This window comes from Mycobacterium sp. IS-1742, assembly GCF_001500125.1.
Lineage (GTDB): Bacteria > Actinomycetota > Actinomycetes > Mycobacteriales > Mycobacteriaceae > Mycobacterium.
Genome location: NZ_LQIV01000012.1, coordinates 24,820 through 37,989, shown reverse-complemented (window position 1 = coordinate 37,989; position 13,170 = coordinate 24,820). Strand labels below are relative to the sequence as shown.

Below are 13,170 nucleotides of genomic sequence, written 5' to 3'. Positions count from 1 at the left end.
CGGCACCTAGCATGGAGCGAAGTGTGTTGACCATGTCTGAGCCAGGGAAGGACCGAGTTGGCTGACCGCCTGATCGTCAAGGGTGCGCGCGAGCACAACCTGCGAAGCGTCGACCTTGACCTACCGCGCGACGCCCTGATCGTGTTCACCGGTCTCTCCGGTTCCGGGAAGTCCTCACTGGCGTTCGACACGATCTTCGCCGAAGGTCAGCGCCGCTACGTCGAGTCGCTGTCGGCCTACGCCCGGCAGTTCCTCGGGCAGATGGACAAACCGGACGTCGACTTCATCGAGGGTTTGTCCCCGGCGGTGTCCATCGACCAGAAATCGACCAACCGCAACCCGCGGTCGACGGTCGGCACCATCACCGAGGTCTACGACTACCTGCGGCTCCTCTACGCACGCGCGGGCACGCCGCACTGCCCGGTGTGCGGGGAGCGCATCGCGCGCCAGACCCCGCAGCAGATCGTCGACCAGGTCCTCGCCATGGACGAGGGCCTGCGTTTCCAGGTACTGGCACCGGTCGTCCGCACCCGCAAGGGTGAGTTCGTCGACCTGTTCGAGAAACTGAACAGCCAGGGCTACAGCCGCGTCCGCGTCGACGGGGTGGTGTATCCGCTGACCGACCCGCCCAAGCTCAAGAAGCAGGAGAAGCACGACATCGAGGTGGTCGTCGACCGGCTCACCGTGAAGGCCACCGCCAAGCAGCGGCTGACCGATTCGGTCGAGACGGCGCTGACACTGGCCGACGGCATCGTGGTGCTCGAGTTCGTCGACCGTGAGGACGATCACCCGCACCGCGAGCAGCGGTTCTCCGAGAAGCTCGCCTGCCCGAACGGCCACCCCCTTGCCGTCGACGACCTCGAACCGCGGTCGTTCTCGTTCAACTCGCCCTACGGCGCCTGCCCGGAATGCGCCGGTCTCGGCATCCGGAAAGAGGTCGACCCCGAACTCGTCATCCCCGACCCCGACCTGACGCTGGCCGAGGGCGCCATCGCTCCGTGGTCCATGGGCCAGACCGCGGAGTACTTCACCCGCATGCTGACCGGGCTCGGCGAGTCGATGGGCTTCGACGTCGACACCCCGTGGAAGAAGCTGCCCGCCAAGGTGCGCCGCGCCATCCTCGAGGGTTGTGACGAGCAGGTGCACGTCAAATACCGCAACCGCTACGGCCGCACCCGCTCGTACTACGCCGACTTCGAGGGCGTGATGGCGTTCCTGCAGCGCCGCATGGAGCAGACCGACTCCGAGCAGATGAAGGAACGCTACGAGGGCTTCATGAGGGACGTGCCGTGCCCCGAGTGCGACGGCACCCGCCTCAAACCCGAGATCCTGGCGGTCACGCTCGCCGCGGGCGACCACGGCGCCAAGTCGATCGCCGAGGTCGCCGAGCTGTCCATCGCCGACTGTGCGGACTTCCTCAACGCGCTCACCCTCGGCCACCGTGAACAGGCCATCGCCGGACAGGTGCTCAAAGAGATCCAGTCGCGGCTGGGGTTCCTGCTCGACGTCGGACTCGACTACCTGTCGCTCTCGCGCGCGGCGGCCACCCTCTCCGGCGGGGAGGCGCAGCGCATCCGGCTCGCGACCCAGATCGGGTCCGGTCTGGTCGGCGTGCTCTACGTCCTGGACGAACCGTCGATCGGGCTGCACCAGCGTGACAACCGCCGCCTCATCGACACCCTGGTGCGGCTGCGGGAGCTGGGCAACACGCTCATCGTCGTCGAACACGACCTCGACACCATCGCGCACGCGGACTGGGTGGTCGACATCGGTCCGGCCGCCGGGGAGCACGGCGGGCGGATCGTGCACAGCGGCACGTACAAGGATCTGCTGCGCAACCCGGACTCGCTGACCGGCGCCTACCTGTCGGGCCGCGAGAACATCGAGGTGCCGGCCATCCGGCGCCCCGTCGACCGCAAACGCCAGCTCACCGTCATCGGCGCGCGCGAGCACAACCTCAAGGACGTCGACGTCGCCTTCCCGCTCGGGGTGCTGACGTCGGTCACCGGCGTGTCGGGTTCGGGTAAGTCCACCCTGGTCAACGACATCCTGGCCTCGGTGCTGGCCAACAAGCTCAACGGCGCGCGGCAGGTGCCCGGCCGGCACACCCGCATCAACGGGCTCGACCAGCTCGACAAGCTGGTGCGGGTGGACCAGTCACCGATCGGCCGGACCCCCCGTTCGAACCCCGCGACCTACACCGGCGTGTTCGACAAGATCCGGTCGCTGTTCGCGGCCACCACGGAGGCCAAGGTCCGCGGGTATCAGCCCGGCCGCTTCTCGTTCAACGTCAAGGGCGGCCGCTGCGAGGCCTGTTCGGGCGACGGCACCATCAAGATCGAGATGAACTTCCTCCCGGACGTGTACGTCCCGTGCGAGGTGTGCCACGGCGCCCGGTACAACCGCGAGACGCTGGAGGTCCACTACAAGGGCAAGACCATCGCCGAGGTGCTCGACATGTCGATCGAGGACGCGGCGGAGTTCTTCGAACCAATCAGCTCCATCCACCGGTACCTCAAGACGCTGGTCGACGTCGGGCTGGGGTACGTGCGGCTCGGCCAGCCCGCGCCGACGCTGTCCGGCGGTGAGGCCCAGCGGGTCAAACTGGCCGCCGAGCTGCAGAAGCGCTCGACCGGCCGCACGGTCTACATCCTCGACGAGCCGACCACCGGCCTGCACTTCGAGGACATCCGCAAGCTGCTCAAGGTTATCAACGGTCTGGTCGACAAGGGCAACACCGTGATCGTCATCGAGCACAACCTCGACGTGATCAAGACCTCCGACTGGATCATCGACATGGGTCCGGAGGGCGGCGCCGGCGGTGGCACCGTCGTCGCGCAGGGGACACCCGAGGACGTGGCGGCCAACACCGACAGCTACACCGGGCACTTCCTGGCGGAGATGCTCGACGTGCCCGCACCGACCCGCAAGCGGCGCAAGGTCAGCGCGTGAGCGACGGCTCGCCCGTGCGCGTCACCTCGTAGGCGTCGAGGTCGAAGCGACGCGTCTGATTGCGGAACCGGAACGTGAAGTCCGGCCACAGGGTGGTGTTGTTGCCGTGCGCGTCGAGGTACCAGCTCGCGCACTTGCCTGTCATCCACACCGAACCGTTCAGCGCCCGCTGCAACCGTTCGTTGTAGACGTCGAGCGCGTCCTGTTTGACCTCGACGGTGTGTAGCCCCTGTTTGTCCATCGTGGTGATCGCGTCGACGACGTAGTTGAGCTGCGACTCGATCATGTACACCATCGAACTGTGTCCGAGACCGGTGTTCGGACCGACGAGGACGAACATGTTGGGGTAGCCGGCGATCGTCGTGCCTTTGTAGGCGCGCATGCCCTTGTCGGCGAACCGCTGGGTCAGGCTGGCCCCGTCGGCGCCGCACACCGTCTCGAACATCGGCGAGTCGGTCACGTGGAATCCGGTGGCCACCACGATGGCGTCCACCTCGCGTGCGGTGCCGTCGGTCGCGACGACGCGGCGGCCGTCGATCTCCTGGATGCCGTCGGTGACCAGGTCGACGTGGTCGCGGTCCAGGGTGGGGTACCAGTCGTTGGAGATCAGCATCCGCTTGCAGCCGATGCGGAAGTTCGGCGTGACCTTGCGCCGCAACGCGGGATCCTTGATCTCGGTGCGGATCTTCATCCGCGAGAGCAATTCGAACCCCTTCATCAGGTTCGGGTTCTTCGCCAGGCCGACGACCTGGACCTCGCGGCCGGCGTAGATGCCGGCCCGCGCGACCTTCAGGAAGCCGGGCACGTTGCGAAACGCCCACTTCTCGACGCGGGTGAACGGGCGGTCGAACCGCGGCAGCAGCCATGGCGCGGTCCGCTGGTACACGTCGAGGTGCGCGACCTGGTCGGCGATGGCCGGGACGATCTGGATCGCCGACGCCCCGGTGCCGATGACCGCGACGCGCTTGCCCGACAGATCCGCCTCGTGGTTCCACTGCGCGGAGTGGAACATCTCGCCACCGGAAGCGCTGAAGGACTCGATGCCCGGGATGTCCGGCAGCGACGGTTCGGCCAGCGAGCCGAACGCGGTGATCAGCACGTCGGCGGTGACCGGTCCCGCACTGGTCGACAACTCCCACTGTGACGCCGCGGGGTTCCACGCGGCGCGGCTGACGGTGCACCCGAACCGATGTCGGTCGAGGACGCCGTAGCGTTGCGCGAGCCGGCGCAGATAGTTCTCGATCTCGGGCTGGGCGGAGAAGGAGCGCGTCCAATCCGGGTTCAGCGCAAAGGAATACGAGTACAGATGCGACGGCACGTCGCACGCCGCACCGGGATACGTGTTGTCGCGCCACGTTCCGCCGACGTCGGGACCGCGTTCGAAGACGACGAAGTCGCGGTGGCCTGCCTCCTGCAGTCGGATCGCGGCGCCGAGGCCGGAGAACCCACTGCCGATGATCGCGATCTTCATCGCAATTCCTTCCGTCGGTGGGCGTAGGTTAGCCAAGACCACCGCATCCGAATCACGCTTTGATCACCGGGGAGGGAAACCGCGGGCTCACCCGTGCACCGCCCAACCATCCGCTCAGGTCATGGGCGCGTTGCTCGAGCGCCGCCGCGCCGTCTCGGCCGACGTCCTCGAGCAGATGCACCACCACCCGGCCGTCGGCGTCCTGACTCCACGCGCCGACGATGCGGCCGTTCCACCACGCCGTCGGACCACCGTTGCCGTTGCGGTCGAAGACCTGGGCGCGGTGCTCACCGACGTACCACGCGCGGTCGACCCACCCCATCGTGGTCACGTCGAGCCCCGGCAGCAGCGCCGCCCACGGTTCGGGCTCCGGCTCAGGGTCGAGGTCGTCGGGCAACGCGAATCCCGGCGTTCCGTGCAGGTCGACCTCCACGGCGCCGAGGGACGTCAGGGCCTGCCGCGCCCACGTGAGGGTGTGGCCGAACCACCATTTGACGTCGGTCACCGTGGCGGGGCCGAACGCCCGCAGCCAGCGACCGACGGCGGTGACGGCGGCCTCGTCGGGGGAAACCGGACCGGAGGCGTCCTGAAGCCAGTCGCTGCGCAGCGTCCACCGTGGCCGGCTGACCGTCCAGCCCCCGTCGTTGGGGCCGCGCACGATGTCGCCGCGCACCCCCAGCACCGTCAACACCCGCGGGCTCAGCGGTGTGGCGCCACCCCAGGTCTTGCCGGGCGCCGGGTCGTGGCTTCCGGCGAGTTCGGGAAGCGCCGCGCGCAGCTCCCGGGCACCGGTCGGTCCGTGCCGACGCAGATGGTCGAGGACGGCGACGCAGGCGTTGTCGAGCCACGCGGCGCCGTCGGCAGCCACCCCCGCCTTCTCGGCGTCGGCGATCAGGCGCCTGCGTTCGTTGGCGGCGACTCGGTCGCTGGCCACGCACTGGATCATCGGGAGTTCGTCGCTGCGCACCACCCACAGGGTGCGGCGCATCGCGAGGTGCTTCACGACGGTCCTGCGGTCGTAGAGGGCGGCATCGAGGTCGCCGAGGCCGAACCCCGGTACGCGGGCCCACAATGTCAGGTACGGGGTCGCCGGATCGGTGGCGTGCAGTGCCACCATCGCCGTGACCACCGCCTCGAGCGAGGCGGCGCGCCCCTCACCGGCGAGGAAGTGGCGGCGTGCAAGCCTGGCCCGCCGCTCGGCGGGCGTGAAAGAGCGCAGCGCTCAATCCTTTTCGTGCATCTGCTCGCGGATCTCGGCCAGCCGCTGGGCGGCCGCGCGCTGCCGTTCCTCGTACTGTTCGTCGGCGGAGCGGCCCTCCGGCGTCTCGGCGGCCAGTTCCGCGGCGCCGATCGCGGTGCCGTACCGGCCTTCGATCTTCTCGCGCACCGACTCGAAGGTCGGTACGCCACCCGGTGTGTATCCGGTGTCGAGCGCCTCGGCGGGTGGGGGCGGCGGCGCGGGAGCGGGTTCAGGAGCTGGCTGCGGTTCGTCGGCCATGCCGTCACGGTACTCGCGCCTGTCAACGGGGCCGGGCCAACGGGAACGGCAGCGTCTCACGGATGCTGCGGCCCGTGATGAGCATGACGACCCGGTCGACACCCATGCCCAGCCCGCCGGTCGGCGGCATGGCGTACTCCATCGCCTGCAGGAAGTCCTCGTCGAGCTCCATCGCCTCCGGATCGCCGCCCGCGGCCAGCAGCGACTGCTCCTGCAGCCGGCGGCGCTGCTCCACCGGATCGGTGAGTTCGCTGTAGGCGGTGCCCAATTCGACGCCCCACGCGACCAGGTCCCACCGCTCGGCCACACCGGCGATGCTGCGGTGCGGGCGCGTCAGGGGCGACACCGAGGTCGGGAAGTCCTTGTAGAACGTCGGCCGCTCGGTGCGGTCCTCGACCAGGTGCTCGTACATCTCGAGCACCACCGCGCCCTCGTCCCAGTGGGTCAGGTAGGGAATGCCTGCCGCGTCGGCGAGCTTGCGCAGCCTCGGCAGTTCCGTACCGGGTTCGATGTGTTCGCCCAGTGCCTCGGACACCGCGTCGTGGACGGTCTTGACGGTCCACGGTCCGGAGATGTCGACGGGTTCGAGCACGCCGTCGTCACGGGGGCGCAGGAACACGTGCTCACCGTTGGCGGCCATCGCGGCGTTCTGGATCAGCTCGCGGCACCCGTCGATCCACACGTGATAGTCGGCGTGGGCCTGATAGGCCTCGAGCAGCGTGAACTCGGGGTTGTGGGAGAAGTCGACACCCTCGTTGCGGAAAGCGCGGCCGAGTTCGAAGACCCGCTCCACCCCGCCGACGCAGAGCCGCTTGAGGTACAACTCGGGGGCGATGCGCAGGTACAGGTCGAGGTCGTAGGCGTTGATGTGGGTCAGGAACGGCCGGGCGTTGGCGCCGCCGTGGATCTGCTGCAGGATCGGCGTCTCCACCTCGAGAAAACCCTTGTGGTACAGCGTGTCCCGGATCGCGTGCAGCACGCCGCTGCGCGCCCGGATGAGGTCTCGCGCCTCGGTGTTGACCGCCAGGTCGACGTAGCGGGCCCGGACCCGGGCCTCCTGATCGGTCAGGCCCTTCCACTTGTCGGGCAGCGGGCGCAGGCACTTTCCGGTCAGCCGCCAGTGCCGCACCAGCAGCGAGCGGGTGCCGTTCTTGCTGTACCCCATCGTCCCGGTCGCCTCGACGAGGTCGCCGAGGTCGACGGCCGCCGTGAAGTCCGCTGTGCTGCCCTGATCGAGGGTCGAGTTGTCCAGCAGGAGTTGGAGTTCGCCCGACCAGTCCCGCAGCTGCGCGAACAGCACACCGCCGTAATCGCGGATGCGCAGCACCCGGCCGGCGACGCTGAGTTCGACGTCGTCGGCGGAGTCGACGGCCGCTGCGGCCGTGTGGCTGGGCGGCCGACCCACCGGATAGGCGTCGACGCCGTTGGCCTGCAACGCTTTCAGCTTCGCCATCCGGACCCGCACCTGTTCGGGCAGCCGAGGCGGATCGTCGTCGGCGGTGTCGGCGCGCAGTCCCGACACGTCCGGAGCTGTCCCGTCGTGGTGCAGCAGACCGCTGGCGACCAGGTCCTGCGGCGCGGAGATGTGATGGCCGGTGTGCTGTTTGTTGCGCCGCGAGAACGGCAGCACCAGGAAGCCCTCGGCGATCACCGACGCCACCCCGACGCGGGGGATGAGCCGGGCGTCCTCATAGCAGGCGTACCGCGGCACCCACTGCGGCTGGTACTTCATGTTCGACCGGTAGAGCGTCTCGAGCTGCCACCAGCGGGAGAAGAAGACGAGCAGCCAGCGCCACAACCGGGCCACCGGGCCCGCGCCGAGCTGCGCGCCCTGTTCGAACGCGGACCGGAACATCGCGAAGTTGAGCGAGATCCGCGTGACGCCGATGTCCTCGGCCTGCATGCACAGCTCGCTGACCATCAACTCGATGGTGCCGTTGGGGGACTGCGGGGAGCGCCGCATGACGTCCAGCGAGGCGCCGTTGCTGCCCCACGGAACCAGCGAGAGCATCGCGACGACCTGATCGCCCTCCACGGCCTCGACCAGCAGGCAGTCGCTGTCGGCCGGATCGCCCAGCCGGCCCAGCGCCATCGAGAAACCGCGTTCGGTCTCGGTGTCGCGCCAGGCGTCGGCGTGGGCGATCACCTCGGCCATCTGTTCGGTCGACAGCTCCCGGTGTCGGCGGATGCGCACGGTCACGCCGGCGCGGCGGGCCCGCGTCACCGCCTGGCGCACGGCCCGCATGTCCGGCCCCGAGAGGCGGAAGCTGTCCGGATGCAGGATGGCCTCGTCGCCGAGTTGGATCGCGTTGAGTCCGGCCGCGCGGAACGCCTCGGCCCCGCCCACGCTGGCCCCCATCACTCCGGGCGCCCATCCATACGTCTCGCACAGCGCCAGCCACGCGTCGATCGCCTGCGGCCAGGCCTTCGGGTCGCCGACCGGGTCACCGCTGGCCAGACAGACCCCGACCTCGACCCGGTAGGTGATGGCAGCGCGCCCGCTGGGCGCGAACACCACCGACTTGTCCCGGCGGGTCGCGAAGTACCCCAGCGAGTCGTTCTTGCCATAGAGCTCGAGCAGACCGCGGATGGCCGATTCGTCCTCGCCCGTGAGCGCGTTCTCGGAGCGCTGCGACTGGAACAGCACGATCGCCGCGGCCATCAACGCCAGCGCGCCGAACAGTCCGAGCAGCGCGTTGACGACCACGTGCGGGTGCTGACCGTCGAACGCGTCGGGGTCGACACCGGCGAAGGCGAACACCCGGTTGGCGGCGTAGGCCAGCCGGTAGTCGCGTTCGAGGGTGCCGGGGAACAGTTCGAGCAGACCCCAGCCGACGAGTACGCCGATCGCCATCCCGGCGGCCAACACACCGGCCGCCTTGAACAGCGCACCGCGGCGCACGCGCGCCCAGAACAGCGGGCGCGCCAGCAGCAGGAAGGCGATCGCCGCGAGGTGGAACACGAGCCCGATGACCTCGCCCGTCTCCTCGACGATGGATTCGTCACCGGTCAGCAGATCGCCGACGTTCCACCCGGCCGCGGCCACCATGTAGAGCAGCAGGACCCACCAGGCGATGCGTTTGCGGGCGGCGAGCGCGCCGGCCAGCAGCGCCAGCACGAACGCCCACGCGAAGCTGGTGTCCGGGAAGTTGAAGATGTAGTCGTTGACGAACTCCCGCGGCACCCGGATCATCCACCGCACCAGCGGCGAGACGCTGGCGATGAGCGACAGGGTGGCGATCACCCCGACGGTCCACCCGGCGGCCGCGGGGACCCAGGAGTAGCGGGAGGCGGCGCGCGTCCTCGGCGGACTGGTGAGCGTCATAGGCCGGGACATTATTCGCTCAGGGGCCCGAATGTGGGGACGTGATCACCACACCGGACCGGTGTATTTCTCGCCGGGCCCCTTGCCGGGTTCGTCGGGGGCGGCGCTGGCTTCCCGGAACGCCAACTGGAGGGTCTTCAGACCGTCGCGCACGGGTCCGGCATGCGGGCCCAGGTACTCCGCCGAGGCCGTCACCAGGCCGGCCAGCGCGGTGATCAGCCGGCGGGCCTCGTCGAGGTCGCGGTGGGGGCTGTCGTCCGGATCGGGGTCCGACAGCCCCAGCTTCTCGGCCGCCGCGCTCATCAGCATCACCGCCGAACGGGTGATCACCTCGACGGCGGGAATATCGGCGAGCTCGCGCGTGCTTGGATCATCGGTCATGCCTGCTAGACTGGCATGCGCGACCGTCCTGGCTGACGTCAGGACAGCAAGTGGAGTCCCACTCCCACCGCTGGCCACCTCGGCGCAGCGGTCCGGTCACCGGCATCGAGTATGCCGGTTCTGCGCTGTCGGCGCGGGCGGCGGATGCCGTGATCGGTCGGCAACGGGCCCTGCGGTGCAGGGCCTTCCTGCTCTGACGGGCAGGTGCGGAATGGGCCAGTGGACTCCCAGGAGAACACAACATAGGAGGCCCCATCAGCACTGAGACCCGCGTCAACGAGCGCATCCGCGTACCTGAAGTTCGCCTGATCGGACCGGGCGGTGAGCAGGTAGGTATCGTGCGCATCGAAGATGCACTCCGCGTCGCCGCGGATGCCGATCTCGACCTCGTCGAAGTTGCACCGGACGCCAAGCCGCCCGTCTGCAAGATCATGGACTACGGAAAGTTCAAGTACGAGACGGCACAGAAGGCGCGCGAGTCTCGCAAGAACCAGCAGCAGACCGTCGTCAAGGAACAGAAGCTCCGTCCCAAGATCGACCCGCACGATTACGAGACCAAGAAGGGTCACGTCATCCGCTTCCTGGAGGCCGGGTCCAAGGTCAAGGTGACGATCATGTTCCGCGGACGCGAGCAGTCGCGGCCCGAACTGGGCTTCCGGCTCCTGCAGCGCCTGGGCGCCGACGTCGCCGAATACGGCTTCGTCGAGACGTCGGCGAAGCAGGACGGACGCAACATGACGATGGTGCTGGCCCCGCACCGCGGCGCGAAGACTCGCGCCAAAGCGGCGGAGCAAGCAGAGCGTCCCCGCGAGTCGGCCCCCGGCCCGGACGCCACGTAGTACTGCCCGACACCGAACAGAATCAAGAGGACACCCATGCCCAAGGCCAAGACCCACAGCGGCGCGTCCAAGCGCTTCCGGCGCACCGGCACCGGAAAGATCGTGCGCCAGAAGGCCAATCGGCGCCACCTGATGGAGCACAAGCCCACCAAGCGCACCCGTCGTCTCGCCGGCCGCACCCAGGTGTCGGCCAACGACGCCCCGCGCATCAACAAGATGCTCAACGGCTGAGCGACGAACCGACCCTTCACAGTCCGCACGAGATAGGAACCACCCATGGCACGCGTCAAGCGCGCAGTCAACGCCCAGAAGAAGCGCCGCACAGTACTCAAGGCCTCCAAGGGCTACCGCGGTCAGCGGTCACGCCTGTACCGCAAGGCCAAAGAGCAGCAGCTGCACTCACTCACCTACGCCTACCGCGACCGGCGGGCGCGCAAGGGTGAGTTCCGCAAGCTGTGGATCTCGCGGATCAACGCCGCGGCCCGCGCGAACGACATCACCTACAACCGGCTGATCCAGGGCCTCAAGGCCGCCGGCGTCGAGGTCGACCGCAAGAACCTCGCCGAGATCGCCGTCAGCGATGCCGCCGCGTTCACCGCCCTGGTGGAGGTGGCCAAAGCCGCACTGCCCGCCGATGTGAATGCGCCGTCCGGAGAGGCCGCCTGAGCCTGCTCAGCGAGCGCTCCGCCCGGGTGGCGGCAGCGGTCAAACTCCACCGACACGTCGGTCGCCGCCGCGCCGCACGCTTCCTCGCCGAGGGACCCAACCTCGTCGAGGCCGCGTTGCGGCGCGGTGTCGTATCCGAGGTCTTCGTCACCGAGGAGGCCGCGGCGCGGTTCGCGGCGATGCTCGCCGGCACCGACGTCCAGCTGGTCACCGAGCGTGCGGCGAAGGCGTTGTCGGACACCGTGACCCCGGTCGGCCTCGTCGCGGTGTGCCGGATGCCCGAGGTGTCGCTCGACGAGGTCCTGGGTGCCTCCCCGCGCCTCGTGGCGGTCGCGGTCGAGACGTCGGAGCCCGGGAACGCGGGCACGGTGATCCGGCTCGCCGACGCGATGGGCGCCGACGCGGTGATCCTGGCAGGCAACAGCGTGGACCCCTACAACGGGAAGTGCCTGCGGGCCTCTGCGGGCAGCATCTTCGGGGTCTCCGTCGTCGAGGCGCCCGACACCGCGGCGTTGGTGGCGTCGTTGCACGGCGCCGGGCTGACCGTGCTGGCCACCACGCTCGACGGCGAGGTGAGCCTCGACGACGCGAACCTCGACGCGCCGACGGCGTGGCTGTTCGGCGCCGAGGCGCACGGACTCGCACCCGAGGTGGCCGCGCTCGCCGACGCGCGGGTGACCATCCCGATGGCGGGCAGCGCCGAGAGCCTCAACGTGGCCGCGGCCGCGGCGATCTGCCTTTATCAGAGCGCCCGCGCCATGCGCTCACGCTCGGTGCAGTCGGAGGCCTAGTAGTCGCGCAGCAGACCCTTCGCCACGTGGGTGATCTGCACCTCGTTGCTGCCGGCGTAGATCATCAGTGACTTCGCGTCGCGGGCCAGCTGCTCGACGCGGTACTCGGTCATGTAGCCGTTGCCGCCGAAGAGTTGGACCGCCTCCATCGCGACGTCCGTGGCGGCCTGCGAGCAGTACCACTTGATGGCCGACGCCTCCGCGAGCGAGATCGGGGTGCCGGTCTGGGACGCCTCGATCACCCGGAACAGCATGTTGCGCACATTCATCCGCGCCACCTCCATGCTCGCGAGCTTGAGCTGGATGAGCTGGAACTGGCCGATCTCCTTGCCCCACAGCGTGCGGGACCTCGCGTAGTCGACCGACAGGCGCAGGCATTCCTCGATGACGCCGAGGGCCATCGCCGCCACGCCGATGCGTTCGGCGGAGAAGCTCGACCGCGCACTGTCGCGTCCGTCGCCGGCCTTGTTGTCCTCGGTCTCGCCGAGCAGCCTGTCGCGGCTCAACCGCACGTTGTTGAAGAACAGCTCGCCGGTGCGGGAGGAGTGGATCCCCATCTTGCGGAACGGCTTCGACTGCACGAAGCCCTCCATGCCGCGGTCGAGCACGAACGTGAGGACCTTGCGATCCCGTTTGTCCGCACCGTCACCCTCGTCCAATTTCGCGTAGACGACGACCACGTCGGCGTCGGGACCGTTGGTGATGAACGTCTTCTGGCCGTTGAGGATGTAGTCGTCACCGTCGCGGACGACGTAGGACTTCATGCCGCCGAACGCATCCGAACCGGAGTCGGGTTCGGTGATCGCCCAGGCGCCCACCTTCTCGTAGGTCACCAGACCCGGCAGCCACCGCTCCTGCTGGGCGAGGGTGCCGCGGCCCATGATCGTCGGCACGGTCAGCCCGAGACTGACACCCATCCCCGCGACGATGCCCATGCACACCCGGCAGAGCTCGCTGACCAAGACGAACCCCATGCCCGCCTGGTCGGGGCCGCCGCCGAACATGCCACCGCCGCCGGAGGATTTCGCCGCGCCGGTGTCCCCGTCGCGGAGGCGGGCCAGCCGCTTCTCCAGCGACTCCTTGGCCATCGCGTCGATCCCGAAGGTGCTGAACAGCTTTCGGATGATGGGATAGGGCTCCATCTCGCCGCTCTCCAGAGCGTCGACATGCGGACGGATTTCTTTGTCGACGAACTCCCGGACGGCGTCGCGCACGGCAAGATCGACATCAGACCACTCGAGCATGCC

11 protein-coding genes are annotated in these 13,170 nt (G+C 68.8%); 5 read left to right on the top strand and 6 right to left on the bottom strand.

The window, feature by feature from the left end; genetic code table 11:
- Nucleotides 1-57: 57 nt before the first annotated feature.
- Nucleotides 58-2,952: an excinuclease ABC subunit UvrA gene (uvrA, locus tag AU196_RS08770; RefSeq protein WP_059094725.1), complete on the top strand. Its 2,895-nt coding sequence runs from the start codon at nt 58-60 to the stop codon at nt 2,950-2,952.
- Here the strand turns inward: uvrA and AU196_RS08765 are convergent.
- Genes AU196_RS08765 through AU196_RS08745 form a run of 5 tightly spaced genes read right to left on the bottom strand, consistent with a single transcriptional unit; the run spans nt 2,942 to nt 9,627 of the window.
- A complete protein-coding gene (locus tag AU196_RS08765; RefSeq protein WP_059094724.1) occupies nt 2,942-4,423 on the bottom strand; it encodes a flavin-containing monooxygenase in 1,482 nt (493 codons plus the stop codon). The two genes, uvrA and AU196_RS08765, sit on opposite strands and share 11 nt — an antisense overlap.
- 52 nt (nt 4,424-4,475) lie before the next feature.
- Nucleotides 4,476-5,642, bottom strand: coding sequence for a winged helix DNA-binding domain-containing protein (locus tag AU196_RS08760; protein WP_059094723.1), 1,167 nt, complete (start codon nt 5,640-5,642; stop codon nt 4,476-4,478).
- Between the two features lie 3 nt (nt 5,643-5,645).
- Entirely contained in the window at nt 5,646-5,921 is a 276-nt protein-coding gene (locus AU196_RS08755) for a hypothetical protein (RefSeq protein ID WP_059094722.1), read from the bottom strand.
- A 22-nt stretch (nt 5,922-5,943) separates the two neighbouring features.
- Nucleotides 5,944-9,246 (bottom strand): bifunctional lysylphosphatidylglycerol synthetase/lysine--tRNA ligase LysX, encoded by a 3,303-nt coding sequence (gene lysX / locus AU196_RS08750; RefSeq protein ID WP_059094721.1) that lies wholly within the window; start codon nt 9,244-9,246, stop codon nt 5,944-5,946.
- A 45-nt stretch (nt 9,247-9,291) separates the two neighbouring features.
- On the bottom strand, nt 9,292-9,627 hold the full coding sequence (locus tag AU196_RS08745; RefSeq protein WP_059094720.1) for a DUF1844 domain-containing protein: 336 nt from the start codon (nt 9,625-9,627) through the stop codon (nt 9,292-9,294).
- Between the two features lie 254 nt (nt 9,628-9,881).
- Here AU196_RS08745 and infC point away from each other — a divergent pair, with 254 nt between their 5' ends.
- Genes infC through AU196_RS08725 form a run of 4 tightly spaced genes read left to right on the top strand, consistent with a single transcriptional unit; the run spans nt 9,882 to nt 11,923 of the window.
- Nucleotides 9,882-10,466 (top strand): translation initiation factor IF-3, encoded by a 585-nt coding sequence (infC, locus tag AU196_RS08740; RefSeq protein WP_167535206.1) that lies wholly within the window; start codon nt 9,882-9,884, stop codon nt 10,464-10,466.
- Between the two features lie 36 nt (nt 10,467-10,502).
- Entirely contained in the window at nt 10,503-10,697 is a 195-nt protein-coding gene (gene rpmI / locus AU196_RS08735) for a 50S ribosomal protein L35 (protein WP_011560373.1), read from the top strand.
- Between the two features lie 45 nt (nt 10,698-10,742).
- On the top strand, nt 10,743-11,132 hold the full coding sequence (gene rplT / locus AU196_RS08730; protein ID WP_059094719.1) for a 50S ribosomal protein L20: 390 nt from the start codon (nt 10,743-10,745) through the stop codon (nt 11,130-11,132).
- A gap of 26 nt (nt 11,133-11,158) precedes the next feature.
- Nucleotides 11,159-11,923 (top strand): TrmH family RNA methyltransferase, encoded by a 765-nt coding sequence (locus AU196_RS08725; RefSeq protein WP_059094718.1) that lies wholly within the window; start codon nt 11,159-11,161, stop codon nt 11,921-11,923.
- On the opposite strand, the gene AU196_RS08720 is transcribed toward AU196_RS08725, so the two are convergent.
- Entirely contained in the window at nt 11,920-13,167 is a 1,248-nt protein-coding gene (locus AU196_RS08720) for an acyl-CoA dehydrogenase family protein (protein ID WP_059094717.1), read from the bottom strand. The genes AU196_RS08725 and AU196_RS08720 overlap by 4 nt on opposite strands.
- Nucleotides 13,168-13,170: the final 3 nt, after the last annotated feature.

Excerpts from the sequence above, each read along its gene's own strand:
- AU196_RS08765 (WP_059094724.1), bottom strand. The coding sequence starts at position 4,423 with ATGAAGATCGCGATCATCGGCAGTGGGTTCTCCGGCCTCGGCGCCGCG.
- AU196_RS08755 (WP_059094722.1), bottom strand. The coding sequence starts at position 5,921 with ATGGCCGACGAACCGCAGCCAGCTCCTGAACCCGCTCCCGCGCCGCCG.
- lysX (WP_059094721.1), bottom strand. The coding sequence starts at position 9,246 with ATGACGCTCACCAGTCCGCCGAGGACGCGCGCCGCCTCCCGCTACTCC.
- AU196_RS08745 (WP_059094720.1), bottom strand. The coding sequence starts at position 9,627 with ATGACCGATGATCCAAGCACGCGCGAGCTCGCCGATATTCCCGCCGTC.
- rpmI (WP_011560373.1), top strand. The coding sequence starts at position 10,503 with ATGCCCAAGGCCAAGACCCACAGCGGCGCGTCCAAGCGCTTCCGGCGC.
- rplT (WP_059094719.1), top strand. The coding sequence starts at position 10,743 with ATGGCACGCGTCAAGCGCGCAGTCAACGCCCAGAAGAAGCGCCGCACA.
- AU196_RS08720 (WP_059094717.1), bottom strand. The coding sequence starts at position 13,167 with ATGCTCGAGTGGTCTGATGTCGATCTTGCCGTGCGCGACGCCGTCCGG.